The sequence below is a fragment of the Paenibacillus sp. FJAT-27812 genome (assembly GCF_001273905.1).
Classification (GTDB): domain Bacteria; phylum Bacillota; class Bacilli; order Paenibacillales; family Paenibacillaceae; genus Pristimantibacillus.
This window is the reverse complement of sequence record NZ_LIGH01000001.1, coordinates 308547-335105: the sequence shown is the minus strand read 5'-3', so window position 1 is coordinate 335105 and position 26559 is coordinate 308547. Positions and strand designations below refer to the sequence as shown.

25 protein-coding genes and 2 pseudogenes are annotated in these 26559 nt (G+C 49.7%); 18 read left to right on the top strand and 9 right to left on the bottom strand.

The features are described 5' to 3' along the window. Nucleotides 1-65 precede the first annotated feature (65 nt). Together ADU23_RS01525 and ADU23_RS01520 are read left to right on the top strand one after the other, a co-directional pair. Nucleotides 66-2132, top strand: a complete 2067-nt coding sequence (locus tag ADU23_RS01525; RefSeq protein WP_053372130.1) for an Ig-like domain-containing protein — start codon at nucleotides 66-68, stop codon at nucleotides 2130-2132. Between the two features lie 131 nt (nucleotides 2133-2263). Beyond that, entirely contained in the window at nucleotides 2264-2524 is a 261-nt protein-coding gene (locus ADU23_RS01520) for a hypothetical protein (RefSeq protein ID WP_053372129.1), read from the top strand. On the opposite strand, the gene ADU23_RS01515 is transcribed toward ADU23_RS01520, so the two are convergent. Continuing rightward, nucleotides 2509-3624: an N-acetylmuramoyl-L-alanine amidase gene (locus ADU23_RS01515; protein ID WP_053372128.1), complete on the bottom strand. Its 1116-nt coding sequence runs from the start codon at nucleotides 3622-3624 to the stop codon at nucleotides 2509-2511. The genes ADU23_RS01520 and ADU23_RS01515 overlap by 16 nt on opposite strands. Before the next feature lie 424 nt (nucleotides 3625-4048). Here ADU23_RS01515 and ADU23_RS01510 point away from each other — a divergent pair. Then, nucleotides 4049-4755, top strand: a pseudogene (locus ADU23_RS01510) (DNA alkylation repair protein). A 250-nt stretch (nucleotides 4756-5005) separates the two neighbouring features. Here the strand turns inward: ADU23_RS01510 and ADU23_RS32610 are convergent. Then, complete coding sequence (locus ADU23_RS32610) at nucleotides 5006-5404, bottom strand: hypothetical protein (RefSeq protein ID WP_053372127.1); 399 nt, start codon at nucleotides 5402-5404, stop codon at nucleotides 5006-5008. Nucleotides 5405-5488: 84 nt separating this feature from the next. Between ADU23_RS32610 and ADU23_RS32605 the strand changes: the two genes are divergently transcribed. From ADU23_RS32605 to ADU23_RS01500, 3 genes are all read left to right on the top strand, one after another. Continuing rightward, nucleotides 5489-5659, top strand: a complete 171-nt coding sequence (locus ADU23_RS32605; protein ID WP_157265546.1) for a hypothetical protein — start codon at nucleotides 5489-5491, stop codon at nucleotides 5657-5659. Further along, on the top strand, nucleotides 5646-5846 hold the full coding sequence (locus tag ADU23_RS34015) for a GNAT family N-acetyltransferase (protein WP_331459217.1): 201 nt from the start codon (nucleotides 5646-5648) through the stop codon (nucleotides 5844-5846). The genes ADU23_RS32605 and ADU23_RS34015 overlap by 14 nt, the downstream gene beginning before the upstream one ends. A gap of 273 nt (nucleotides 5847-6119) precedes the next feature. Beyond that, nucleotides 6120-7421 carry an MFS transporter gene (locus tag ADU23_RS01500; protein WP_053372126.1) on the top strand — a complete coding sequence of 434 codons (1302 nt, stop codon included), beginning with the start codon at nucleotides 6120-6122 and terminating at the stop codon, nucleotides 7419-7421. 162 nt (nucleotides 7422-7583) lie between these two features. On the opposite strand, the gene ADU23_RS01495 is transcribed toward ADU23_RS01500, so the two are convergent. After that, the gene (locus tag ADU23_RS01495; RefSeq protein ID WP_053372125.1) at nucleotides 7584-8198 is read right to left on the bottom strand and encodes a TetR/AcrR family transcriptional regulator; all 615 of its coding nucleotides are present in this window, start codon (nucleotides 8196-8198) and stop codon (nucleotides 7584-7586) included. A gap of 336 nt (nucleotides 8199-8534) precedes the next feature. Here ADU23_RS01495 and ADU23_RS01490 point away from each other — a divergent pair, with 336 nt between their 5' ends. The 6 genes from ADU23_RS01490 to ADU23_RS01465 all read left to right on the top strand — a co-directional run bounded on the left by ADU23_RS01490 (nucleotide 8535) and on the right by ADU23_RS01465 (nucleotide 16352). After that, a complete protein-coding gene (locus ADU23_RS01490; RefSeq protein WP_442950597.1) occupies nucleotides 8535-9971 on the top strand; it encodes a 4-hydroxyphenylacetate 3-hydroxylase family protein in 1437 nt (478 codons plus the stop codon). A 40-nt stretch (nucleotides 9972-10011) separates the two neighbouring features. Further along, nucleotides 10012-11208 carry an FMNH2-dependent alkanesulfonate monooxygenase gene (gene ssuD, locus ADU23_RS01485; protein ID WP_053372123.1) on the top strand — a complete coding sequence of 399 codons (1197 nt, stop codon included), beginning with the start codon at nucleotides 10012-10014 and terminating at the stop codon, nucleotides 11206-11208. Nucleotides 11209-11221: 13 nt separating this feature from the next. Beyond that, on the top strand, nucleotides 11222-12316 hold the full coding sequence (gene sfnG, locus ADU23_RS01480; protein ID WP_053372122.1) for a dimethylsulfone monooxygenase SfnG: 1095 nt from the start codon (nucleotides 11222-11224) through the stop codon (nucleotides 12314-12316). Nucleotides 12317-12448: 132 nt separating this feature from the next. Then, nucleotides 12449-13984, top strand: a complete 1536-nt coding sequence (locus ADU23_RS01475; RefSeq protein ID WP_053372121.1) for an APC family permease — start codon at nucleotides 12449-12451, stop codon at nucleotides 13982-13984. Next, the gene (locus ADU23_RS01470; RefSeq protein WP_053372120.1) at nucleotides 13956-15155 is read left to right on the top strand and encodes an acyl-CoA dehydrogenase family protein; all 1200 of its coding nucleotides are present in this window, start codon (nucleotides 13956-13958) and stop codon (nucleotides 15153-15155) included. Before ADU23_RS01475 ends, ADU23_RS01470 begins: the two co-directional genes overlap by 29 nt. Nucleotides 15156-15176: 21 nt before the next feature. Next, nucleotides 15177-16352 carry an acyl-CoA dehydrogenase family protein gene (locus tag ADU23_RS01465; protein ID WP_053372119.1) on the top strand — a complete coding sequence of 392 codons (1176 nt, stop codon included), beginning with the start codon at nucleotides 15177-15179 and terminating at the stop codon, nucleotides 16350-16352. Nucleotides 16353-16653: 301 nt separating this feature from the next. Here ADU23_RS01465 and ADU23_RS33405 read toward each other — a convergent pair whose 3' ends face one another. Next, nucleotides 16654-16869: a LysR family transcriptional regulator substrate-binding protein gene (locus tag ADU23_RS33405; protein WP_053372117.1), complete on the bottom strand. Its 216-nt coding sequence runs from the start codon at nucleotides 16867-16869 to the stop codon at nucleotides 16654-16656. 12 nt (nucleotides 16870-16881) lie between these two features. On the opposite strand from ADU23_RS33405, the pseudogene ADU23_RS01450 reads away from it, so the two are divergent. Next, nucleotides 16882-17259: pseudogene (locus ADU23_RS01450) on the top strand (adenylosuccinate synthetase); the annotation flags it as partial. Nucleotides 17260-17937: 678 nt separating this feature from the next. On the opposite strand, the gene ADU23_RS01445 reads toward ADU23_RS01450, so the two are convergent. Next, the gene (locus ADU23_RS01445) at nucleotides 17938-18489 is read right to left on the bottom strand and encodes a hypothetical protein (RefSeq protein WP_053372115.1); all 552 of its coding nucleotides are present in this window, start codon (nucleotides 18487-18489) and stop codon (nucleotides 17938-17940) included. A gap of 88 nt (nucleotides 18490-18577) precedes the next feature. Between ADU23_RS01445 and rbsK the strand changes: the two genes are divergently transcribed. The 3 genes from rbsK to ADU23_RS01430 all read left to right on the top strand — a co-directional run bounded on the left by rbsK (nucleotide 18578) and on the right by ADU23_RS01430 (nucleotide 20880). Beyond that, nucleotides 18578-19504, top strand: a complete 927-nt coding sequence (gene rbsK / locus ADU23_RS01440) for a ribokinase (RefSeq protein WP_053377411.1) — start codon at nucleotides 18578-18580, stop codon at nucleotides 19502-19504. Nucleotides 19505-19585: 81 nt separating this feature from the next. Then, nucleotides 19586-20296: an MBL fold metallo-hydrolase gene (locus tag ADU23_RS01435; protein ID WP_053372114.1), complete on the top strand. Its 711-nt coding sequence runs from the start codon at nucleotides 19586-19588 to the stop codon at nucleotides 20294-20296. Nucleotides 20297-20316: 20 nt separating this feature from the next. After that, entirely contained in the window at nucleotides 20317-20880 is a 564-nt protein-coding gene (locus tag ADU23_RS01430) for a TetR/AcrR family transcriptional regulator (RefSeq protein ID WP_053372113.1), read from the top strand. A 74-nt stretch (nucleotides 20881-20954) separates the two neighbouring features. Here ADU23_RS01430 and ADU23_RS01425 read toward each other — a convergent pair whose 3' ends face one another. Further along, on the bottom strand, nucleotides 20955-21845 hold the full coding sequence (locus ADU23_RS01425; protein WP_053372112.1) for an ROK family protein: 891 nt from the start codon (nucleotides 21843-21845) through the stop codon (nucleotides 20955-20957). A 256-nt stretch (nucleotides 21846-22101) separates the two neighbouring features. Between ADU23_RS01425 and ADU23_RS01420 the strand changes: the two genes are divergently transcribed. Both ADU23_RS01420 and ADU23_RS01415 read left to right on the top strand, forming a co-directional pair. Next, nucleotides 22102-23340 carry an MFS transporter gene (locus ADU23_RS01420; RefSeq protein WP_053372111.1) on the top strand — a complete coding sequence of 413 codons (1239 nt, stop codon included), beginning with the start codon at nucleotides 22102-22104 and terminating at the stop codon, nucleotides 23338-23340. Between the two features lie 108 nt (nucleotides 23341-23448). After that, complete coding sequence (locus tag ADU23_RS01415) at nucleotides 23449-24111, top strand: hypothetical protein (RefSeq protein ID WP_053372110.1); 663 nt, start codon at nucleotides 23449-23451, stop codon at nucleotides 24109-24111. 92 nt (nucleotides 24112-24203) lie between these two features. Here the strand turns inward: ADU23_RS01415 and ADU23_RS01410 are convergent, their stop codons facing one another. The 3 genes from ADU23_RS01410 to ADU23_RS01400 all read right to left on the bottom strand — a co-directional run bounded on the left by ADU23_RS01410 (nucleotide 24204) and on the right by ADU23_RS01400 (nucleotide 26547). Next, nucleotides 24204-25103, bottom strand: a complete 900-nt coding sequence (locus ADU23_RS01410) for an ArsR/SmtB family transcription factor (protein WP_053372109.1) — start codon at nucleotides 25101-25103, stop codon at nucleotides 24204-24206. A 163-nt stretch (nucleotides 25104-25266) separates the two neighbouring features. Further along, the gene (locus ADU23_RS01405; protein ID WP_053372108.1) at nucleotides 25267-25494 is read right to left on the bottom strand and encodes a hypothetical protein; all 228 of its coding nucleotides are present in this window, start codon (nucleotides 25492-25494) and stop codon (nucleotides 25267-25269) included. A 141-nt stretch (nucleotides 25495-25635) separates the two neighbouring features. Further along, nucleotides 25636-26547: an AraC family transcriptional regulator gene (locus ADU23_RS01400; RefSeq protein WP_053372107.1), complete on the bottom strand. Its 912-nt coding sequence runs from the start codon at nucleotides 26545-26547 to the stop codon at nucleotides 25636-25638. Between the last annotated feature and the right edge of the window lie 12 nt (nucleotides 26548-26559).

Here is a 26559-nt window from a genome sequence, read left to right as displayed (position 1 = left end):
GCATCCGCTTACGGATTCTTCTTTTTCCGCGGTTCCAGCAGAAATTCTATAGGAGGATTGCAAAAATGAGGAAAATCGCTCTGGCATTGCTCGCGTTATCGTTGCTGCTTGGATTGGCCATCCCGGCCGTGGGAGCGGCGGCGCTCACGACGGAGGAGAAGTTCCAAGTGCTGAAGCGTCAAGGGATTATGACCGGTTTCGAGGACGGGTCATCCCGCCTGAACGAATCCATGTCACGCGAACAATTCGCTTCCGTGCTCTACAAGCTTCTCGAGTTGCCTCGTTCCAATTCCACGCCCGGCTTCGTGGACGTGCTGAAGACGCGCTGGTCGTTCGCGGCTGTCCAAGCCGTGCGAAGCGCGGGCATCATGATCGGCAAAGGGGGTAACCGATTCGAACCGAAAGCCCCGGTGAAGGTCGAAGAATTGGCCACCGTGCTGGTGAAGGTCAACAACGTCCCTGCCAGCCCGAATGTCGGCTTCGTTGGCAAAGCATCTGCTTGGGCGAAGGTTGCGGTCGGAACCGCTCTTAGCCAAGGTTGGATCACCCCTCGGAACGACTATACGGTCAACGCCACGCGAGGCGTGCTCGTGGAGGCTGTTTACGCAGTCTATACGGGCTGGGACAGTGCGCTCGACGTGAAGTCGGTCGAAGGACTGAACGTTCAGACGGTGCGGGTGAACCTGAAGACGAAGACCGACTCGGCGGATATCGGCCGATTCTCTCTGCGGGACGATCTCGGCAATGTTGTACCGATCATTCTTGCGACGCTCAGCGGAGATGGGATGTCGGTATTGCTCACGACGAGCGACCAGCTCGAGAACCGCAAGCATTACTTAGCAATCGATGGCAAGGCATGGGATTTCTCTTCGACGAGATCGGACTTGGTGAAGCCAACGATAACCGGATTCGACCGGGTAACAGCTCGCTCCTATATCCTGACGTTCTCTGAGCAGGTTGAAAGCAAGACGGCTACGAATCCCGCGAACTACTCGTTTTCCGGCAATCTGAAGCTAACGAATCTGCAGCTCTCTTCGGACAAGAGACAGGTCACGTTCTCTACATCGAATCAGTCGGACAACACCAAATACTGGCTAACTGTTAAGAACGTCAAAGATCTCGCCGGCAATGTTATGGACACACGATCGGATTTGTCTATCATCGGCAACGACGACGCGGTAAAGCCGACGATCATTGATTCGGAATTTAAAGTAAATGCGGATGCTTCATTGACCGTTAAATTCAGTGAGAAGGTAAATCGGGATATTGCCGTGCAGACTGGACGGTATAGCATTGGCGGCTTGGCGATCGTGTCAGCAAGCCTGGACAACGAGGGACGCACCGTCACGCTGCGGACTTCCGCCCAACAAGACAAAACCGTGTACAACCTTACCGTGTCGGGCATTCCCGACCAGGCTGGCAATGTGATGGATTCGAAATCGGGCCTTCTATTCGGGGGCATCTCCAATCCAATCCTTCCGGTGAAGCTTCAGAGCATAGCCGCGGTTAACGAGAACACCATCGAGATTACGTTCGACAGAGATATCAAGGACTCAGACGTCGGTTCCTTATCTGTAACGATTCTCAAAGACAACGGAGCCAATGTTTCGATGTCCGGCTGGAGCAAATACGCCGTCCGCAAGCCGGGAACGAATAGGGTCGTTGCCGTCCAATTCCGCACGGGAACCGATCCGAACCCGGGCTTGTTCCATCCTGGTCACGTGTACACGGCGAGAGTAAATGGCGTGTCATCACTCATCTCGCAGGACGGCGCGAACGAATCCGCGTTCGCGGGAACCATTGTCGCCAACGAGGCTCCGTATGCGAACCAGGTTATCGTCTTGAGCCGGACGACGATTAAGGTCGTATTCAGCGAACCAGTGAAAAACGTCAACGAGCCATTCTTCGTAATAAAGGAACAGGGAGGGGATGCCGTCGGTATATCCCGCGACGAATTAAACAATACGGGCGCGGTCGTTACCGAGGTAACGCTGAAGCTGTCCAAGGACATGAAGCCGGGCCAGGTGTATGAACTGACGTTCAAACCGGGCATTACCGATGCGGCAGGCTACAACGGATGGAAGACGAAGAACGGCAACGAGGATATCAGCCTTCTTTTCACCGGCGTTTAAAAAACGTCTGAAGGAATGAAACGCATCAGGAGCAGCGTTCTCCGTACGGCAGCCAGAAATCATCATCGGTGGACTGCGAAGCTTGTGCCGGATGAGCCGCAGCCAACGGCGCCTAAAGCGGAGATGCAAGGATGAATAGGGTACCCATACCTGGACACTTTGAAAAAGTGTTTACAGCTATGGGTATCTTTTTGTATATGAGAGTAGACAGCGATGGCGAAGCGAGCGTACGAGTGAAAAAATACCTTCGGATGCAGTGGATTCAACTCTATCTTTTCACCAACTTAACTATTATGCGTTTTGATGGCGAGACCCCTACAAGCAAAAACAGACCGCCCAAAGCTGGCGGTCTGCTCTTATCCGATCAAATATGCAGTTACCTGCTGAAGTAATCTTCCAGCCCTTCCGCAATTGCTTTGGCTGCTTTCTTTTGGTAGCTGGAGCCGCGGACGATGGATTCATCCTTTGCGTTGGACAAGAATCCGAGCTCTACGAGTGTTGATACCCTATCATTTTCCCGCAAAACATGAAGATTGCCAAAAGAAATCCCGTTGCTCTTCAAGCCGATGCCGTCTGCAAGCCTGTTTTCTATCGCGCGGGCCAATGGTTGATCTTTCGTTTCTGAATAAAAGAAGGTAAGTATGCCGGACGTATTTTTTTCCGAAGAATTATAATGGATGCTGACGAAAGCGTCCGCGCCGGCGGATTCGCTTATCATCACCCTGTCGGAGAGCTTAGGCCTCTCCTCATCCTTCGTTCTTGTCATGAGGACGCGAGCTCCGCGGTTGCGAAGCTCATCCTCGAGGTAGAAGGAGGTGGTCAAATTAAGCTCTTTCTCTATCGTTTCATGTTTCATTCCGATCATTCCGGGATCGTCTCCGCCATGTCCGGGGTCAATGACGATTACTTTCCCTTTAAGCCCATTCGATTTTCCTGAAGAAACCGAAGCCGAAGCTGTTTGCTTTGCGCCTCTCACGATATAACGATCTGATACCCAGCCGATTTGTCCATCAGCAGTCTGGATCTTTGCCCAGCCTTCCTGGTTGTCCATTATCGTAACGGCCTCACCCTTTGTTAGGCCTCCTAGAACCTTATAGCTCAATCCGGCGCCAGCCCTGATCCGCAGCGAATCCGCGAGCACAGTCGCCCGGGTGGTTGCAGAACTCTTTTGCACAATGCTATCTTGATCTGTCGCCGATGCCGTTACTACAGTGCCATCGACCTTCTTCAAATATTGACCTGCCACCCATCCGGAGAGCTGGTCCGACTTGATGCGCAGCCAGCCGTGTTCATCATTCGAAACGGTGACCAGCTCGCGATTCTTCAAAGCACCTACGATCGTCGATTCAAGTGAAGGCTCACTGCGGACATTCAATAAGTCGGTGTACACCCTGGCTGTATAACTACCGCTTGCTACCGCCTGGTTTGGCATATAACCGGAAATACTCATCAACCCACAGATCAAAATGATCAGGTATACATTTTTTTTCATACAAGTCTCCTTTAGAATTCTTAGGCTATGTAGGTCTATTATTATACCAGCAATTACTAGATTCATGCAGTCTTATATACGTAAAATTGCCTGTATTCTCCATGAGCCGTCAAAAAACTAGAGTCATAGCTATACGTTAGAGCGTGACGCTAGTTGCAAGAGTGTGAAAAAAAAGAGCCGCTTACGTCAGGAACAGACGTAAGCGGCACCGATTTAAATGTACTGCGGAGGAATGAAGCAAGGAAAATAGCTGCGTTCTTATCGCAGGTTTTGAACATGAACAATGGTCAATAATGGTATTGTTATAGGAGATTGCTTGAGCAGTGAAGAGTTTAAGGGAGGCAGATGCTGTACGCTATGGCTGTCCGGTATGAGGTTATGATAAAATTGATGGAATCCTTCATGAATAAGGAAGTGTTAAACAATGAATATTGAAATGGTTATGCAGGAGCTTGAAGCTCTCGGCAAGGAACGAACCAAGAAAATATATGTATCCAATGGCGCGCACGAACCGCTTTTTGGTGTGGCTACAGGCGCAATGAAGCCCATCGCCAAGTAAATTAAAAAAACCAACCTTTGGCGGAGCAGCTTTACGCAAGCGGAAATTACGATGCCATGTACTTTGCCGGTGTAATTGCAGACCCAAAAGCAATGACGGATGCTGATTTTAACCGTTGGATAGATTCGGCTTATTTTTATATGATATCCGACTATATAGTGGCTGTAACCTTGGCAGAAACAGATATTGCACAAGACGTTGCCGATAAATGGATCGCAAGCGGCGAAGAACTGCGAATGTCAGCGGGCTGGAGTTGTTACTGTTGGCTTTTGGGCAGTCGACCGGACGGCGAATTTTCCGAAAGCAAACTTGCCAATATGCTAGAAATTGTGCAAAATACGATTCACGATTCTCCCGAACGAACAAAATATGCAATGAATCGTTTTATTTACACCGTGGGGGTATCCTTTACGCCTCTCCATGATAAGGCGGTCGAGACCGCAAAAGCAGTTGGCCAAGTAGAAGTCAAACGGGACAAGACAAAAAGCAAGTTCCTACACGCTTCCGAGACTATTCAGAAGGCAGTAGATAAAGGGCGGCTTGGTTTCAAACGCAATTATGTAAGGTGTTAATGATTGAGTGACGAACAGGCAAAACGATGTGCATAACATCTCATTTTGTGCGTATGTAAAAGGAGCAGCCGACCAGCTGCTCCTTTTCAATTTTAGTGCGCCCAGCATGGGCGCTATCTATAGGGTTCAAGTCCCGAATGGCGAAGGCAGTAGTAGCCATAGCTCAAGGCAAGGGTGTTCATCGCGAGGTGGAATCTGAAGGAAGCTGGCGGCAAATCTCCGGTCTGAGGAACACGAACTTCATATAAGGCTAGCGAACGTTGGATGAGGTTGCTAAACAAACCAAAGTCCTTACTGCCGAAGGCGTGCGAGAGTAAATGAAGCAGATAGATGGAGAGGAAGATAGCGTTCTTACCTGGGGAGATCTGTACGGAACGCGAGAAACCTCGTAAACCTGCTTGTGAAAGCAGGCTGAACGTACAGAAGTCAGCAGACGCCAAAGTACAGAAGCTGTTGCAAGGTTAAGCACCTTATAATATGAGCCGGTGCTGACATCAGTGGCAATAGAGAGTTGAGAGCGATCTACCATCACTTCTTCCATCGCCTCAGTGAGCTCCGCGACCTCTTCCTGACTGAGGATATTGTCCACCTGAACGAAACCGTTCTTCTGATAGAATTCAATGTGCTCTTGCGTTACGACATGAGTCATCCGCCCATCCATCCTTTCGATTGTTATGGATTTACTGTACCATGCCGCCTCTGCCTGCTCTTTGTTATGAAAGGATGTCTTGGGATGATGATTACTAAAGAATGTCTTATCGATGAGATTCAATTTCTTATTGAAGAATACATCGACGGGTTATCTTCACCTTTTGATTCCTTCTTGGAGGAGCATATTCTAGCATCGACTTTTTACATGATCCAAGAGAGGTCAAAAGTAGTCGGTTGGTATGTTAACGAATGAGGCTTATAGAAAGCAAGGAATTGGGAGAGTCATCATTTTACAATTAAGGAAATGGTGTGCTGATCAGGGTGTTAAGCCTGTAAGTGGATGTTGGTACTATAACGAAGCTTCTAAGAGGACTCTGGAGAGTGCGGGCATGGTCACGAAAACCAGACTACTGAATATGAAAGTAACTTATTTTCTTTAAGGTTTGCCAGCCAGCTGCCGAAGCCGGAAGAACGCCCGCGAGTCATTTCGGCATTTTATATATGCGCGTACTCCGGATTCATAGTTCCTCCTGTTGGAGTCAGAGTGCTAACTCAATTCGAAAGTTACATCACAATAATTTTACAAATGATTTTAAAAATAGATGCTTTGCGCTTGGCGAACCCGGTCTTTTGTAAATTTTTTGTTCTATCCTCCCGGAAGTCTCCATTTCCTATACAATAAGAGCATTCGGTTCATTCAGGAGGCCAAGCTTATGGGGTCATATTCGAAGGAAGAAAAAAGCTGGATGTGGTACGACTGGGGCCATTCCGCCTACTCCATTATCATTTCGACTGCCGTCTTTCCGCTTTTCTATAAAGCGGCGGCAGAGGACGCAGGCGTCAGCGCCACGAATTCTACGGCTTACCTGGGATATACGATTGCGATTTCGACGTTTATCCTTGCCCTGTTAGGCCCGATCTTGGGCACGATTGCGGATTACCAAGGGTTCAAAAAAACGTTTTTCGCCGGCTTCAGCTTGCTAGGCATCGTCGCCACGGCGCTGCTTACGTTTATTCCGAACGACAGCTGGGAGCTGCTGCTCGTCTGTTATATGTTCATCGCGATCGGCTCGGCGGGCTCCAATGTGTTCTACGATGCCTTTCTCGTGGACGTCACCGATGACGAACGAATGAACAAAGTGTCTGCCCGCGGGTTTGCGTTCGGATATATAGGGAGCACGTTTCCTTTTATCATCAGCATTGCGATCATTCTTCTTGCTGAGCAAGAGGTTCTGCCAATCTCCGTCACGGCTGCGAGCCAAATCGCGTTCTTCATTACGGCTCTCTGGTGGGGCGTCTTCACCCTGCCCATGCTCCGCAACGTACGCCAGAAGCATTACTTGAACCGCGAGCCTCGGATCGTTGCCAACAGCTTCAAGCGTCTTTACGAGACCTTAAAGCAGATCAAGCAGCATCGCGCGATTTTCCTTTTCTTGCTCGCTTATTTTTTCTACATCGACGGCGTTGGTACGATCATTACGATGTCCACCGCCTATGGGACCGATTTGGGCATCGAATCGACCGACCTGCTCATCATATTGTTCGTCACGCAAGTCGTCGCTGCCCCGTTCGCGATGTTGTACGGGCGTCTGGCGGATCGGTTCTCGGGCAAAATCATGCTGTACGTCGGCATCTGCGTCTATATCATCGTATGTATCTATGCATATTTCATGAAGTCGGCGTTCGACTTCTGGGTGCTTGCGATGCTGGTTGCTACCTCGCAAGGCGGCATCCAGGCGCTGAGCCGGTCTTACTTCGCGCGGATGGTGCCTAAGGAGAACGCTAACCGGTTTTTCGGGTTTTATAATATTTTCGACAAGTTCGCTTCGATTCTGGGTCCCCTTCTTGTCGGCGTAACCGCGCAGCTCACCGGCCACACGAGCATGGGCGTATTCAGTCTCGTCATCCTGTTCATCGTAGGTATCGTCATCCTTATGCGAGTGCCGGAGCCGGGTACAGGGCAGATAGTCGGCTTCTCGGGCGGGCATGGCGACAAGACGAGCGGGCTGGACTAGTCACCGATGCACCGTGCTTGGTCATAAATTGCTGCAGCCAGTTCAGCTATAGAGGATAACATTGGTATTTCCAATACGAGAAGCATGCACTTGTCGCGAGATCGGGATAGGAGCATGCTTCTTTTTAATGACTTGAAAAGCGATATCGTCCTCAACGTTCGATTAATCGAGCAAACCCATGGCTTGATAAGAGCCGAGAAAGGAGAGGCGGGTAAGTTGTAAAGCCATATGCCGGGATGAGTAAACCATTCGCTGCTCCAACCATTTTTTCGCCAAGTGAAAAGTAGAGAAGCTGACGTAGTCGAGCAGCAGGTCCTGTGGAACAGCCTGTTTGTAATCCATTGGGATGTTGGAAATTCGCCAATAAAAGGCATCACGGATGACAGCGATCATTTTATCGGAGTAGTAGCTAGATGCCGCCGGATCTAGTTTCGTCAGCAGCACGCGGTAAAACGTTTCATTGGCCTCCAGATGATCGAACAAAGCAATGAAAAACGGATCGGAACTATCGAATCTAGGTAAGTAAGCTTCTAGTCTCCCCGCTTTATCCTCCGTGAATATGGCGTTTAATTCAGTGAGCTTTCCCTCCACCATTTTGATCAACAGATCATCTTTGTCGCTGTAATAGGCGTAAAAGGTAGAACGGTTCACGTTAGCCCGCTCCGTAATTTCCTTAATGACAATTTCCTTGAAGCTCTTCTCCTGCAGTAAAGCAAGGAATGCTTCGGTAATGAATTGTTTGGTCCGAATAATGCGACGATCTGAAGATTGCTCCATTCCCACACCTCCATGTTCAACATATTTAATAAATTTGTCGGAAAAACAACATGTAAATGAGCTTGTTTGTTACTGTGACCTAAACAGGGAAATAGATTTCCATCTATACGTGGTCATTTTAGAGACAAACAAATGCATGTTTTCTGTAGGGTTATTCTCAAGAATTCAAACATTTTCCCAGTTAACTGTTGGATTTTCGACAAAATTCTCAAAACTAACGGTTGTAGGAAAATAAATTATAGCTATCATAATAAATAAAACCAATTAAATCAATTGGGATAATGTAAATAATTAATTATACGAAATGGGGAATGTAGCTTGAGAGGAGAAGCATTCTTGCGCAGCTTGAATGATGGCCGTCAAGTTTGGCTCGAAGGCGTTCAAGTCGGGCAATTGTCTGAGCATCCGGCATTCAAGGGTACTTTGGACACGATTAGGCAGTTGTTTAATACATTGGACGATCCTGCCATAAGGGACATTGTCGGGTTCAAGGTTGGCAATACAGATCGTTATGCGCACAGCTCGTTTCTTGTTCCATATACGCATGAACAGCTGGCAAAGCGAAGCCGTTCATTCGATTACTGGTCACAGCAAACACATGGGATGATGAGCCGTTTATCGGATTATGCCCGCTCGCTCGTAACCGGCTGGTATGCGGCGCGGAAGGAACTTGGGCGGCTGGATCCGCACTTTGAACATAAAATCACGAAATATTACGAGGAAGCGCGTGACGGTGACCTATTTCTGACTACTGCCATTATCGATCCGCAAATTGACCGCTCCAAGGATTTGGACAATTCCCGCATTGCAGATCGCTTCCTCCATGTTGTAAAAGAAACGAGCGAGGGCATCGTCGTGCGGGGAGCCAAAATGATTGCAACGGGGGCGCCTTATACGCATGATTTCATCATTTCATCTTTTTTGAAATTTGAAGCGAAAGACCGGAATTACGCGCATGTGCTTATTGTGCCAGCGAACTCACCTGGACTGCATATCGTATGTCGGGAATCGTTCGCAGACCTCCGGGGACAGGATCATCCACTCAGTGCGAGATACGAGGAAATGGATGCTGTGTTGTTTTTCGAGGATGTACTCATCCCTTGGGAACGAGTGCTGCTGTTCGGCGATTCGGCGAAGGTGCTGGCGCTAAGGAACAACAAGTCGGCCAATGCGCTGGCATTCCATCAAAATATCGTCCGCTATGTGGCGAAGCTCGAATTTGTAGCGGGCATCACTTTTGCAGTAGCAGATTCAATCGGGGCGGGAGGCTTTCTCCACGTGCAGGAAAAGCTCGGCGAACTGATCACGCAGATTGATGTCATTAAGGCACTCGTCATCGCCTCGGAGACGCAGGCAAAGCCGGATGAAACGGGCGTTCTGGTCCCAGAGCTAACCTACATTCATACTGCGCGCAGCATAGGCACGAAATTTTACCCTCGGGCGATCGAGATCTTGCAGCAGGTGGGCGGAGGCGGGTTCGTTCAGGCACCGTCAGGCATGGAGGATTTTTATGGCCCGCTCACGAATTTGATGCACCGTTATTTCGAGGGTGCTTCAATCAGTGCCGAGAAGAAGGTTCAGCTGTTCAAGCTGGCTTGGGATTTAATCGGCAGTCCGCTAGGCGCAAGGCACGAGCTGTACGAGCGGTTCTATGCCGGGGATCCGGTTCGGGGATATGCCAATCAATACAACGATTACGACAAGCAGCGCTTGACGGATCCGGTGTGGCAACTGCTGAAGCAGTCAAGCAAAAACAGCAGAACACCTATGTAACGATGAAGAAGATAAAGTATAAACGAAAGGATGAGCATGAATGGAAATATTTTGGTTTATACCAACGCATGGCGACGGTCGTTACATGGGTACAAGCGATGGAGCGAGGGCCGTCACCTACAATTATTGCAAACAGATTGCCCAAGCAGCGGACGAGCTCGGGTTTAACGGGGTACTGCTTCCGACAGGCAAATCCTGCGAGGACTCCTGGATCGTCGCCTCTACTCTTGTGCCTGCCACCGAGAGGCTTAAGTTTCTCGTTGCTGTAAGGCCGGGTTTAGTTCAGCCGACATTGGCGGCAAGAATGACAGCGACGCTGGACCGGTTCTCGAAAGGAAGACTTCTCATTAATGTCGTAGCAGGCGGTGATCCGGTGGAGCTTGCCGGCGACGGGCTGTTCTTGGACCATGATACGAGATATGAACTGACCGACGAGTTTCTGCATATTTGGCGCAAAGAGCTTGCGGGGGAGAGCGTCGATTACGAGGGAGAGCATTTGCACGTGCAAGGCGGAACGGTATTGTATCCGCCCGTTCAGAAGCCTTACCCGCCGCTTTACTTCGGTGGTTCGTCCGATGCGGCGATGGACGTCGCGGCGGACCATGTCGATGTTTATCTCACCTGGGGGGAGCCTCCTGACCTTGTTCGATGCAAGTTGGACAGAATGCGCGAATTGGCAGCAGCTAAAGGAAGAGTGCTGAAGTTCGGCATTCGGCTTCATCTTATAGTTCGGCGGACGGAAGAGGAAGCTTGGCAGGCAGCCGACGATCTCATTTCCCATCTGGATGAAGAAACGATCGCAAACGCGCAGCGTATTTTCGCCCGAATGGATTCGGAAGGGCAGAAGCGGATGAGCCAGCTTCATAACGGAGACCGATCGCATCTCGTCATCAGCCCTAATCTGTGGGCAGGGATCGGATTGGTTCGCGGCGGAGCAGGAACGGCGCTTGTCGGCAGTCCTGAGCAAGTAGCCGAAAGGATTAACGAATATGCAGCGCTTGGAATCGACACATTCATCTTGTCAGGTTATCCGCATTTGGAGGAAGCATACCGTACGGCTGAGCTGCTATTCCCGCTGTTGCCTCTACGCAATCAGGAGAATCACGATGAACGATCATTCATCAGTCCGTTTGGTGAAATGATTGCCGGAAATGAGCTCCCGCCCGACAAGGGCAAGAAGCAGCAAGATGCTGTTAACGAAAAGGCAACAGTTTCTGGAGCGCATAAAAGCCAGTAAAGGAGGAGAAACGATGACAATTGATTTCGGATATTGGGCCCCCTTAGAGAAGGGTGGTTTGGTCGCAACAAAGCTGGAGCAGCGAACGAGCTGGTCGTTCGACGCCAATGTCAGCTACGCGAAAACGGCAGAGCGAGGCGGCTTTGCCCATATGCTGCTGCCAACCCGCTTTGTCGCCAGCAGCGACTCCGAAGATCAGTGGGAGGCACTTACCTTCGCCGCCGCGCTTGCTGTCAAGACGAATAAGCTCAGCCTTATCGTCGCTGTCGCTTCCGGCTTGTGGCCGCCCGCAATTGTAGCGAAAATGTTAACAACTATCGATCATTTGAGTGGCGGTCGAGCAGCGATCAACGTCGTAAGCGGTTGGCTCAAGGATGAGTATATTGCGCTTGGCCAACCTTGGCTGGACCATGACGAACGTTACCGTCGCTCGGAGGAATTCATACGCGTGCTGCGCGAGCTGTGGACAACGGATAAAGCGACGTTCGCGGGAGACTTTTACCGGCTGCGCGAGGCGCAGTTCAGCCCTCGACCGGTTCAGCGGCCCGGCCCGACAATTTTTCAAGGCGGAAATTCCAAGGCTGCGAAGCGAATGGCAGGACGGGTATCAGATTATTATTTCATGAATGGCAATACGCTTGAAGGATTGAAGAAGCAAATCGATGAAGTAACCGGTTATGCGCAAGAATATCGTCGCACGGTGAAATTCGGGGTTAACGCCTTTGTAATTGTGCGGGAAACTGAGGCCGAGGCGAGGCAAGTGCTGCAGGATATAATAACGAATGCTGACAGTGCTGCATTGGAAGCGTTCCGTGAGCAGGTAAAGAATGCCGGACAAGCGACCTTGGACCGTGAAGGCATGTGGGCTAATTCATCCTTGGAGGATCTGATTCAATTCAACGACGGATTCAAAACCGGGCTGATCGGCACTGCCCAGCAGGTAGCCGAGCGCATTATCGCCTTAAAAGAGATAGGTGTGGATCTAGTGCTTACGGGCTTCCTTCATTATGACGAAGAGCTCGAGCTTTTCGGACAAACAGTCATTCCTCTTGTGAGGCGGCTGGAAGCGGCGGCACAGTCATTGAAGCAGCAGACGAGCGCAAATTGAAATAACTTTATACACGAAATAGACCGATCGGACAACCGAAGGCTCTCTTATCTCGAAACAGAGAAATTAAGGGAAGTCTTCTTTTTTATTCTTTTCAATGTCCATCACTTATTATTGAGGAGGAGTTTTGAGATGAGTCATTCCGAATTAGCAGCACAGGTTGGAAGCAATGAGGGTGGAGGATCGAAGTTAACACCTAAGCGAAAGCTGAGTCTGTTTGATACAATTGGCTCTACGTTGGCGCAAATGGCGCCAGCGGCAGCTATTTATTACGGCCTTCCAGTCATCTTCATGGCAACAGGCATCGGCTCGCCGCTGACGATTTTAATCTCAGCAATCGCGATTATTTTCGTAGGGCTGAGCCTTACACGATTTTCCACCAAACATCCTTCGAGTGGTTCCTTAATCAAATATATCGGGATGACGTTCGGACCCTTGACGGGAACGGCTTCGGCCATCGTATTTCTCGTTGGAACGGTCTTTCTGGCGGGTTCAGCATTCCTTGAATTAGGGGGATGGATAGCCGATTCGTTATCGTTGTATAACATTCACGTCCACTGGGCGGTTCCGACCCTCATTCTCGGCTTAGTTATTTGGGGATTAACGATTATAGGAATTGACCGCTCGACGAAAATAGCGACGATTGCGCTCGTGATCGAAGTCGTCGTGCTAGCGGGAGTTTCCATTTACGTGCTTATTGATCCACCGGCCGGCTTATCACTTGAACCGTTCGCTGCATCATCCGTCACGGGCGGCTTGGCTGGTATTGGGCTCGGCTTCCCGCTTGCGATCTATTTGTTTATCGGGTTTGAAAATTCGGCTGCGCTTGCCGAGGAATCGGACAATCCAAAGCGCAATACGAAGCGTGCTGTTCTGATCAGCATCGCCCTAATGACGGCGTTCTATCTGCTGGTCAGCTACGCGGTCGTAACGGGCTTTGGCAACGATAACAGCGCGCTCGTTAAAAGCTCGAACCCCTTCATCGATGTCGCGAACCAATATCTAGGACGCTTCTCCTTCCTTGCGATTATCGCGGGCTTCACGAGCATTGTCGGCATGACGATTGCCTGCCTGAACGGCTTCTCCCGGGTTGCTTTTAACTCCGCTCGCGATGGCGTCATTCCAGCGAAGCTCAGCTTTATCTCCAAGTATCAGACGCCGGCAGCGACCCTTTCCCTGCTTAGCGGCCTTGGTATCGCGGCCGCTCTTCTATTTGGTTTTTCGGGAGAAACATGGGTGACGGGTTTTGGTTATTTGGGAACGATTGGGACCATTCCGCTTTTAATTATTTATGCTTTGCTTAATTTAGCTGTCATTTTCTATCCGAATAAAGAGTTGACGCTTGTTCAGCGTTACGTGCTGCCGATACTTGGCGTCATTAGCATTGGGCTCCCGATTTGGGCGCTGGTTCAGCCTGGACAACCGAAACCTTTCAGCTACTTCCCTTGGATTATTTTTGGCGTCGTCGCAGCGAGTCTAATCTATGCCTGGTTCAAGCTTAAAAGCGATCCATCGATTAAGCAGCGCATCGGAGCAGTCGCGACGGAAGCGTCCGAACTGGCCGAGTCGGCCGATTACCATTCGAACAATGCGACGGCGCTTAATCGGCAGCCGCTGCAACCAAGGAGGTTAAAAAAAGATGACAGCTTATACAAAATCAGCCCATGATTCGCATGAGCAAACAGCGGCACATATTCGTCGCATTGTAGATGAAAGGATTAGACCAAATGCGGAACGGATCGATGAAGAAGGCCGTTTTCCAAAAGAAAATTTGCAGGCATTGGCGGATGAAGGCTGGAACAGCATCCTCATTCCAAAGGAATACGATGGTCTTGGACTGGATTATACGGCGTTTTCCTTGGCTGCTGAGGAAATTGGCAAAGGCTGCCCTTCGACCTCGCTCATTTATGTCATGCATGTCGGCGCGGCGCAAACGGTGGCCTATTACGGAACCGAGGATCAGAAGCAGCGCTGGCTGAAGCCCGTTCGCAAAGGGGCGATCGCGACGCATTCGATGAGTGAGAAAGCGACCGGCGGTCATACCTGGTTCAACTTGAGTCAAGCGAAGCGGGACGGGTTAGATTATGTCCTGGATTTGGAAAAGTCGTTTACGACGAGCGGCGGGCACGCGGACTTTTATGTGCTTCAGACCCAAACACCAGGCGCGCAAAAGCCGAGTGACTTGAGCTATTTCATCGTGGACGGCAAAGATCCAGGCATTTCCGCGGGGCCTTGGGAAGCTCATGGCGTACGCGGCAATCAAAGCGGACCGCTCAAGCTTGACAATGTGAAGGTTCCTAGAGAGGATTTGCTCCTCGGCGAAAATAAAGCGGTCGAAATCGCCCTCAACGGTGTCGACCCGCTGTATCTGCTTGGCATCGGATCGGCTTGGATCGGCGTGGCGCAGGAGGCACTTGCGATCGCGATAAACCGCGTGAAACGGACGATCCACAGCGATTTTAACAAGAGCCTCGCCGACTATCAGGTGATTCGCCAGCAACTGGCTAATGCAAAAATCTCACTAAGTGCTTTGAAGCCGTGGCAGCTCTCGCTTGCTGAGAAGTATAACCGGTATGAGGCGGAAGGCAGGCTGCTCGGCGAGCTGTGGTATGAGGGGACCGAGTTCAAAATCCATGCCACGGAAATTGCGAATCAAGTCGTATCTATCGCAATGGACGTTACAGGCGGCTATGGGTATAAGAAAGGTGTAGTCGAACGGTTGTACCGCGATGTTCGCGCAGGATTGGTGCTTGCGCCTTCCAATCATTTGGCGCGCGAGTTGGTTGGTAAAGATTTAGTCGGTTTGCCACCAGAGCTATTCACTGCCGGGGGCGAATAGTGACAAAAGGAGGGAAAGGACATGGGGGTTGCCATTGAACCGATTTATTTAACTGTGGCGGCTGAGCTGGCAGAACGGTTTCGAGAGGACGCCGTCCAGCGTGACAAGGAAGGCGGCACGCCAAAGACACAGCGCGATTGGATACGCGAAAGCGGCCTGCTTAAGCTGCTCATTCCAGAGGAATATGGCGGAGACGGAGGGCTGTGGTCGGACGTTCTTAAGGTCGTGAGGGAATTTTCTCGGTCTGACGCAGCGCTTGCCCATTTGTATGGCTATCATTTTCTATGCATGGTCGCACCTCACTTGGCCGGAACCGAGGAGCAGAAGCGCTATTTTTACGAATTGACGGCTAGACATCATTATTTCTGGGGAAATTCCTCAAACCCGCTTGAGAAGTCAATCATCGGTAAACATACAACGAGGGGGGTAGTGGTCAACGGCTCCAAATCGTTCAGCTCAGGCTCTCCGGATTCGGATCTGCTCGCTATTTCTTGGAATGATGAAGAGACCGGTGAGTATTACGAAGGCATCATTCCAACCTCTCGCGAAGGAGTCCGTATCGTGGATGATTGGGATAATATGGGCCAAAGACAGACAGGGAGCGGGACGGTTGTATTCGCAAATGTTTGGGTAAAGCCGAATGAAATATTAGAAAGGCCTTATTCTGGCCAAACTGTATTTTCTACCATTATTCCGCTGCTGTCTCAAAGTATTCTTGCAAGTATCTTTATCGGCAGCGCAGCAGGTGCGCTCGAAGAAGCAAGAGCTTATACGAAAACGCATGCGAAGCCCTGGTATACATCGGGAGTTGAGCAGGCTTCCGCTGAACCGTCTACGATTGCACGTTACGGCGATCTGTGGACGGATTACCAGTCAGCACTAAGCCTGGTCGAGAAAGCGGATCGTGAGCTTGATTACATCTGGAGCAAAGATATTGATCTAACCGAAAAGGAGCGAGGCGAATGCGCAGTCTTGATCGCTGCTGCTAACGTGAAGGCGGGAAAAACGGCACTCGACATTACGAACCGGATTTTCGAAGTGATGGGAGCAAGGGCTACTTCATCCAAATACGGCTTTGATCGATTTTGGCGCAACGTGCGAACCCATACCTTGCACAACCCTACTGAATTCAAGCTGCGCAGTGTCGGAAACTGGTATTTGAACGGCGTATCTCCGCTGCCTGGATTTTATTCCTAGAGGTTAAGTACATGGAAGGCTTGAATCTGTAGGTAAACCACGATCTTTCTATCGACAAAAATGGCCAAATGGAAGAAGTTCCTTCCTATTGGCCATTTTAGTTCATCAAATTTTTCTGTCAGCTATTGTGATAAGGTCAATTAGCGGCAAGCTCTCGACGCTACGGGAGCAGCTCGAGAAACCGTTTGGCAGCCGCGGAAATCGGAACACCTCGCAGCGTAGCGATGCCAACGCATCGAGCGGGAGTAGGCGGGTGCAGCGGGATTTCAATAAGCTCGCCTGAAGCTAGCGCATCTGCAACTTATGCGCGAATGAGAAAGGCGAGACCGAAGTCGCTTCTTGCGAATTGAGCAAGCAGATCGAGGCTGCCCACCTCAAGCTCGGGGACGAGCTTAACCCCATGCGACTCGGCATGCTCTTCAAGAAAACGGCGAGTGCTGCTCCCTTTTTCCAATAACAGCAGCGGATGCTCGCCAATAGTTTCAAACCGTATGGGCTGCTGGTCTTGGCTGTCCAATAAAAGACGCGAACGACGGGAAGGCCGCGCCGGATGGGCTGGTTTGATGCGGTGGCAACTCGTTATGGCTGCATGCTCCAGGGCGCTACGGAGGTTGCTCTGACCAACCTCGACGTGCTTGGCTACTTAGAGGAAATACCGGTATGTGCTGCATATGAGCTGGACGGTCAAATCGTAAAGGAGCACTTCCCGGTTACGGCAAAGCTTGATTCGGCAAAGCCAGTACTAGAGCGGCTTCCAGGCTGGAAATGCGATATTTCTCACGTGCGCAGCTTTGAGCAATTGCCGGAGGCGGCGCAGCAATATGTTAGGTTCGTAGAAGAAGCCGTCGGCGTAAGGGTCGGAAGCGTATCTGTAGGTCCAAGCCGAGAACAGTTGATCACTAGATAAGCGCGGGCAAGTAATGGAAAAGAGGCTGTCCCAAAGCCTTATCTTGGTTTGTTTTCGCCCACAGTTGAAGTGCGGATCATAAAAGCTAAGCTTCCAACTTCACTTTCAAGGTGAGGTCGGGGGCTTTTTCAATTGATAGTTGAGACCTTCTTCTTCCGTATTTCGGTTTTGTGTCAGACTTTGTTTTCATGTTTGTTGGAATGGAATAATGCGCATGGATCAGTCCGGACGAAGAAGGTTTTCTTCTTTCTAATGTATTGCAACACATGAATGTGTAATGAGCGGACTGAAGTTCCGTTATATTTGCGTTTTGACCATTTTGCTGTAAGAAGCGGACAGGAGATCCGTTATCTCCATTTAAACGAGGTTAAAATTGGTTTTTTGAGTGAATAGCGGAACCTGAGTCCGCGAACGCCACAATAATCGTTGTATTAGAAAAATAAAGGATTCTCTGTCCGCTGAAGCTCTCTTTTCACCACCGCCCTCATGCCTGATTAGTTGCAAGCGAAGATTTTGGAAGAGCCTATCACTTAGCAGCGTCTCTTTCGCTTGCTCTTCATTTACTCCATTTGGCTGCTATAGCTAAAAATAGAAAGATGGCGGTACAGGAGTAGTCCCTGCACCGCCAATTCATGTTTTCTTTACTTTTGATCAAAGCGAAATATTTCTCTAGCGAGTTTAGTACTTTTGAACCTGCTCCTTTTTCTTGCGCGGCCACAGCGTATAGCTGAAGCTGATAAGAAAATCAATGCCGAGCACGAGTGACCAGAGACGAAGCGTATGAAATAAAGCTACTGTTCGTGCTTCATCTCCAACCATCCTAATCATGACGTACAAGATGATGGAACCGATTGCCCATGCTAATAGATGATGCAGCCATCCATTCCTTTCATATCTTGCATGCTCAGCGCCGAATTTCGGCTTTCCGGCTGGGGCGGGTCCGCCAGCGAAGCGGTGAGCGAACCGTTCATCGGCCCATTTGATCATGCGATGCCCAAAAGCGATGGAAACACCAATATAGACAGCTGCCAGACTGTGGGCGAACGTGGCTTCAGCGCCGCCGCGCAGATCATAGACGGTTGCGATCACGAGCGCCAAATCGATTAGAGGTGTAGCCAATAGGAAGAGAGTGCCTAACAGTTTCAATTTAAAAATATAGCGGAATAATAGACCGGCAAGCACAAATACCCAAAAACCAATTTCACAGCCAATGATAAAAGCGGTAATCATGTGATTATCTACTCCTTCTGTTAAAATAGTTTCATGCTTGAACATTGCGAATGGGATAACGCGAACATTGGAAGGGATTGAATCATTGATGAAAAAATTGCTTGTCGTTGGAAGCATTAATATGGATATCGTTAGCAATGTCCAAAATTTTCCGCTGCCGGGGGAGACGATTCCGAGCACGGCTACTTCCTTTTTTCCGGGCGGCAAGGGTGCGAATCAAGCTGTCGCAGCAGCCCGAGCTGGCGGAAGCTGCACGATGATCGGGGCGGTGGGCGAGGACCCTTTTGCCGAGACGCTAATCCATGCTTTGTATAATAATGGAATTGCCACAGAACACGTATTACGCAAAAAAGGTACTTCAGGTTTCGCGATTATTACGGTAAACGAAGAAGGCGAGAACCATATTATTTTATCCGAGGGGGCGAACGGGCAGTTAACGTCAGACGATGTGGCAGCAAGCGTTGGCAATTGGTCTAATGTATATGCGGTGCTGCTCCAAAATGAGATCCCATGGGAAACAAATTTGTCCGTTATGACCAGCGCAAGCGGCAGCGGCGTCCATGTGTTTTATAATCCGGCTCCTGCAAGACCGATTCCAGAGCATGTATTCCCGCTCATACATACCCTTATCATTAACGAAACTGAGGCGGCTGTCATCTCTGGCCTCGCGGTAAGCGATCCGTCTACGGCAGCGGAAGCTGCAACGTGGATTTTGGCAAAAGGAACGAAAAATGTCATCATTACGCTAGGCGAGAAGGGCTGTTTTTATCAAAATGCACAGGGCGAATCAGCAACAATCCCTGCTTTCCGGGTGAAGCCGGTCGATACGACGGCAGCAGGCGATACGTTTTTTGGCGCCTATACGGCCGCAAGCGCAAATGGCTTGCCGGTTGAGAAGGCTTTAACGTTTGCCGCTGCGGCAGCGGCACTTGCAGTTACGAAGGCAGGCGCTCAATCCTCGATTCCAGGCAAAGCGGAAATTGAAGCTTTTCTCCTAAGCGAAAAGAAATATTAAATTTGGGCTTGCAAAAACTAATACCATTAGTTTATTATAAAACTAACGGTATTAGTTTTTATTTCGAGGAGGCCGATTAGGATGAGAATGATTCGTGAGAAAACTGTTGCACAGCTAACCTATTTGCCAAATGTGTTTCCGGTTAATTGCTACTTGGTTGAGGAGGAAGACGGCTTGACGCTTGTGGACGCAGCGCTGCCTAATAACGTGAAGGCTATTCTTCAAGCAGCCGATCAGCTGGGTAAACCCATTAAACGAATTGTGCTGACGCATGCTCATGATGATCATATCGGCGCCCTCGATGGGTTAAAGGAACAGCTTCCGAAAGCGCAGGTCTACATTTCCAAAAGGGATGCTAAGCTGCTCGAGGGAGACCGTTCACTTGAGAAAGGCGAGCCGAACACTCCGATTCGCGGCGGCGTACCGAAGAAGGTGCGCACGAAGCCGGATGTTCTTTTGCAGGAGGGAGATCGGATTGGCTCCTTGCTTGCCGTAGCAGCGCCGGGCCATACGCCAGGCTCGATGGCGTTTCTTGATACGAGAAACGATATTTTGATCGTTGGAGATGCTTTCCAAACCCGTGCAGGCGTAGCGGTATCTGGTCAAATGAAGCTGCTGTTTCCTTTTCCGGCAATGGCAACGTGGGATAAGCAAACAAGCCTCGAGACCGCGCGTCGACTTAGGGATTTAAAGCCTTCGCTGCTTGCGGCGGGACATGGCAATATGGTGCCTCAGCCGCAGCGGTTGATTGAAAAAGCGATAAATGTGGCGGAACGGTCTTTGGCAAAATAGAAGCTTAAGGGGGGATGGCCTTGTCGCCTAGAAGAGGACTGGATTTGCTTACTATCGTAGAGGAAGCAGCAGCGATAGCGGATGAGCATGGCATACAGGAAGTGACGTTGGCATCGCTTGCGCAAAAGCTCGGCGTTCGTTCACCTTCATTATACAATCATGTGAGCGGCTTGAATGGATTGCGCATCGAGCTTGCCGTATACGGCTTGAAGAAGCTCAACATAGCTATCAGCGAAGCGTTAAAGGATAAGACGGGCGATGAAGCCATACATGCGATAGCTGCGGCTTATATCGCTTTTGCAAGGAAGCATCCAGGATTATATGAGCTGACCCTGCGCTCGCCGGACGCCGATGAAGCGGAGTATGTTGCAGTCGCGCAGCAAGTGGTTGACCTGCTTGTGAATACGCTAAGCTATTACAAGCTGGACCACGACCAGTCGATACACATCGTGCGGGGCTTCCGCAGCTTTTTGCACGGCTTTGCCTCGATTGAGCAGAAGGGCGGCTTTGGGATGCCCCACGCAATTGATGAAAGCTTAAAGATAACGATACAGACGTATTTGAACGGGCTTCGCCAGATTTAACGGGATCGGCGTGCTATTTAAGAGAAGGGCAGTCCTTTAAGGCTTAACCACCTTGAAGGACTGCCCTTTTATTTTTAGTACGTTTGCTGAATTAATGCGGCAGCGCCGATCAGGCCTGCGTCCTGCTGAAGCAAAGCGGGAACGATTGCCGCTTCTCTTCCCGAAGGGTTAAGCGCATTTTTGGAGACATAATCTCTTACCGCTGCAAATAACGGCTCGCCAACCTGCGAAACGCCGCCGCCGATGACGATTTTGTTCGGATCAAGGATGTTGATGAGCGAGACGCAGCCCATGCCGATTGAAGTAAACACGCGGTTCACCAGCACGGACATTTGCGGGTCACCCTGCGCGGCCAACTCGAAGGCTTCTTTGGAGGAAACTTCACGGCCAAGCAGCTCCGTCGCTTGACGGGCAACAGCTGTGCCGGAAGCAACCACTTCCCAAGGCGTGCCAGCTTGATCCACGAGCATAAAGCCTGCGTCGCCGGCATTGCCTGTTGATCCGGTGAGCAGCTTGCCGTGCATAAAGATGCCTGCGCCAATTCCGGTGCTTATCGTAATAAAGATGAAATGCTCCGAATCCTTCGCCGCTCCGATCCATTTCTCGGCAAGCGCAGCTGCGGTAGCGTCATTCTCCATTTTGATAGGTAGTGGCAAATGTGCTTTAAGAGCTTCTACGACAGGGAAGCCCCACCAGCTTTTTAAGTTTGGCGGGCATGTTAGCTCGCCTTTTTGCGTGTTGAGCGGGCCGGGAGCGCCAACGCCAACGCCTTTTAACGTCTCAATCGAAAGCCCGTTTTGCTCAGCCAGCTGCTTGACCGCGTTTGCGACTCTCGCAAGCATGACGTCCGGCGCGACTGTAAGATCGGTTTTGAGCGAGCCTTTGGCAATTACGTCTCCTTGCTCATCTACAAATCCAAATGCTATTTTTGTTCCGCCAATATCGATTCCGATTGCTATACTCACTTAAATACCCTCCAATAATGTGAAAAATGGCTTTAACCGTTTGAGAAAAAGTCTATCATACTAGCGGAATATAAGGAAGAACCGCCCGGAAGAACGCTCAGCGGACGCGGCCAAATCTACCTGTAACTTATGCTGTACAAAAAGAGAGGAGTGTAGTAATATCCAATCAAATGAAGTGCAAGAGAGAGGATCCTTTGCGGCGCAAGGGGTCCTCTGACCGTTTACAACCTACATAAAGAAGAAGGTAGCCACCCACATGAAACCCGAGGCCAAAGCAAGCTCACGCATGTTGAAATTCGGAATGCCTATGAGCGCTAACGTATGGCGAAACGCCCGTATCGATCTTGGCGCATCCTGTTTGTTCAGCTTATTTAACGTCGTTTTGAATCAGTTTTACATGGCATTCGCGATTCAACAGGGCGCTACCAATTTTCAGGTAGGATTATTGGCGGCCGCACCCGCGGTTGGCTTATTATTTTCACCCTTCTGGGCCAGTTGGATTGAGAAAGCGAATAATCCAAAGCCATTCGTCATCATTCCTAATGCGATCGGAAGACTGCTTTTGCTGCTGCCAGCCTTTTTTGCTTATCCATCCGTGTATGTAACTGCGGCGCTCCTGTTTCAACTATTAATGGGCATCCAGGCTCCGGCGTATGCGGCGCTCGTATCTCGTATGTATCCTTCGGACTTACGGGGCAGATTAATGGGTTATGTACGTGTGGCTATGGGGATCATCATGATTCCGCTCGCTTATTTGGTCGGAAGCTGGTCAGATGCGTTTGGCCCTTCTGGCCCGCTTATCGCGGCTTCTATTGCAGGCGTACTCTCCATTGGTTTGTTTAACACGATCAAGCTGCCCGAGCATAAGGCAGAGATAAAGCCGGCTATGTTAAAAAAGAGCCGTTTTCCGCTGCAGGAGCAATGGAAGCTCGTTAAGGAAAATCGAACGCTTGCCGTTTTTTTAGCAGCTACTACATTTGCAGGCTTTGGCAATATGCTTGCGAATCCTCTCTATCAAATTATTCAAGTCGATGTGCTGGAGCTGTCCAACATAGAAATCGGTTATGCGCGCGTCGCTTATTTTACAGCGCTGCTGCTTACCTTTTGGCTAGCGGGCTGGATGATCGATCGGATCGATATTAAATATACGCTGTTATGCGGCATTGCCGCTTATGCGATTGTACCGATGCTTTACGGATTATGGGGCAGCTATGCTGCGGTTATTACGGGTAATGCGATTCAAGGGGTCGGGGAAGCGATTTGGGACATCGGAATCTTAGCTTTTGTTTTCCGATTGGCGCCAGGCCGCGAGGCGATGGTGTTCGGGCTGCATTTGATGCTGTTCGGGTTTCGCGGCACGATTGGACCTATTCTCAGCTCGTCACTCTCAACGAGCGTATCTTTCTCGGTTCTGCTCATTATCGCTTCCATTTGCGGCTGGATCGGCACGCTTCTGTTTGTAACGGGCAACTGGAAGAGGCGATCGCCCGTCTAGCAATCTTAATCTCTGATTTAGTTTTCGTTCATCTCTTGTTCATAATCGAATGCTAGTATTCAGTATGAACATAAGGAATATGGACCATATTCATAGGAGATGAACGATATGAACAAATGGAAAGTAATGCTTAGCGCGGTTGTAATCGCTGCGGCTCTAGCGGGCTGCGGGGTGCAGGAGGAGCAGACATCGGCTGAAACGAAAGCAGATTCGCCGGGAGAAGTGCAGCAAAATGGATCAAACGGCAGCACGCAGCCAAAGGGCTCCGGAGCAGGCATGAGGCAGATGGGCGCTCAAGCGGATCTGATGGGAAAAGTGAAGTCGATTAATGGGCAAACGATAACGCTCTTTAAATCAGCGATGGGACAAGGCGGTCCTCCGCAAGGAGACGGTGCGGGCGGCGAGGGACAGCAGCCGCCGGCGGATGGTGAACAGCCAGCGAGTGGTGAGCGACCGCAAGCTCCCGCTGGGGATGGAACGGCGCCCGAAGGCGGCGGACGAGGTATGGGCGCCATGTTCACGGACGAGACGGTAGATGTCGAGGTTACGGATGCGACCAAAATAGTCTCAGTCACGTTCGAGAACGAACAAATGGTAGAGAAGGATGTCGCGCTTGCGGATCTCAAGGCAGATGATATTTTGTCCATTATGCTTAAGGATGATTCACAAGAGGCGGAGTCGATCACGATTCGCGCCGGCGGCTTTGGCGGTTTCGGAGGCGGAGGCGGCGGAAGACAGCCGCAGCAAGAGCAGACAACCGCAACAAAATAGAAGAGCCATGAACAATGAATCGGCAGCAACAAAGAAGGAGATGCGCAAATGCTTGCATCTCCTTCTTTTGCGTTTTCACCATCAATAAGCGACTAATAAGCGACGTACACCTGAATATCCTGGTCATAATTGCCGAACTGCTTGCCGAACATACTTAATCCGCCGCTATGTGTAGCAGTTTCGGGTGCGCATATCCGGAAGCGGATATCTTCTCCATAACCTATGGCAAGATCCTCCACGGTCCGATCAGACATCCGAATGCCGTCGATGTAAGAGCCTTCCGAGTCGACGGTGATCTGCTTAAGCAAGCCATGCTGCGTTCCGAGCTCCCACCAAGCCGGGGTGTATACGCCTTTAACGGCGCCAAAGTCACCCGGGCAGGTCCATACGCCTAAGCAGCTATCATTCAAATAAAAGGATAGGTCAGACGGCCAATTTTCATTGTAGTGCGGTGCTTCCGAGCAAATCTCAAGTGAGATGGAAATGCTTCTTACGCTTTGTTTGCCAACCAAATAATTGGGGATGCGGTATTCGATATAGCCGCTGCCAAACCATAGATGGCATGCTTTCACATGCTCGGGATCTGAGAAGTAACGCGGGTCGTCAACCATTCCGATAATTTTTGTATCTGACGAGAGTCCGCAGGTCGGCTTAACCTCATAAGATGAGTATTGTCCGATCGGAATCGAAACGGCATACCGATTTTGATCCTTTTTCTCCTTCACGCGGAACTGCAGCGTTGCTGATTCCAGCGTCAGATGGCATATTTTCTGGCGTCCTCTCGTGCTTGGAACGCTCTCCGTCGTTACAATTAAAGCCTCCTCAAGCTTCTGTATATGCTTGGTCACGATAGCCGAGGAGATGCCGAGCGCTTCTGCCAATTCCTTAATATTCATGGGCTTGATATTCAGAAGCTCAATGATTTTGATTCTTGTGTCCGATGCAAAACATTCAAGAAATTTTATGTTATGGCTGGTAACCTCAATATTCATGGAAACGCCTCATTCCGTTCGGTTTGCTCCTATTATATAATCTAAAAGTTAAGTAGACAACTTTAAAGTTTACTATTATTCAAAACATAAAAAGGGTGTCCCGCAAAAGTCTGTTTAGACTTATATGGGACACCCTATTTGAGTGTATATGCTGTTTATAGGATTAATAAAGAGAAATGGTTAGAGTGTCGCGTTCAAAATAAGAATGAAGCGTAGCCTCACTGCCTACGATCTCTACGCTAATTAATGATTTAATACACGTTTTTAATGCGTTTTTGCCTGTCGTCAGCTTGCGATTCAGTACAGCGGTCAGCTTTTCAATGGCTTGTTTATTCGTATCGGTTAAATAGACAGGTATCGTTTTATTTTGGAACATCAGCATCGTTTTCATAAGTATGGACCTCCATCCCGCGAAGGATTTTTTTTATAGTGTAACTGACAATTATTAAATAATTCTTAAAATTCGGTGAGTATTTGGTTACAAAGCTGTAACTTTTGGCAAAAAGTCATATAAATGCGCCTTTTTTGCTAACTATAGTCTGCGTTCCGACGTTTCTAGCTGCTTTTTGCGGAACTGCGAAGGTGTACATTTCATCATTTTGCGAAATACTTTAACGAAATAACTAATATGATCGAATCCGACATCAAGCGCTACGGCCGATATCTTAAGCTCGGATCTGAGCAGCAGCTCGGTCGCTTGCCTAATCCGATAGGCATTCAAATACTCAATAGGCGTTTGCCTGGTCATCGTCTTGAAAAATCGGCAAAATTGTCCCTCGCTCATCGGAATCTGATCGGCGATTTCTGCGATTCGGATGGGACGGTGGAAGTTTTGCTGCATATATTCGATGGCCTTCTTCAGCCTGTCAATCTTAGTTGAGTCAGACATGCTTGTTTCGCTGCGGTTGCAGCAGGCTCCGACCGCTGCGATCTCGTGGAGCATTAAATAGAAGCGGCCCTTCACTGCCGTCTCAAGACCGGGGGGCTGGCTCTCATAAACGTTCATGATGCTTTGCAAATGATGAAGCAGCGCACGCTCCCAATCCGTCTTCGGCTGAATATGTCTCGGAAACGTTCGTTTCTTATCTTGAAGCGGTGAGATGTAGCGTTCCTGCACGGCATCAAAGCTTGCGCTCGCAAGCAAATGCGTATCGAACACAATGGCGCAAAACGAACATGCTTTATCGCCAAGAGCATGTCCGGCATGAATGTCGCCGCCATCAATGTAGACCGCCTCGCCAGCCCGGACAGGAAAATAATCGGTATCTACCTGAAACAGCACTTCGCCCTCAAGCACATAAAAAAATTCAGCCTCGGCATGCCAGTGACAATCCAGGACGGGGACACCGGCTTCATGATGTTCAATCCAATAGGCTGCAAGCGGGAACATATTGTCACCGTGTAGACGGTCTTCCTTTAATGAATGACGTGTAGTTTGATCCATTTTGCAAGGGCC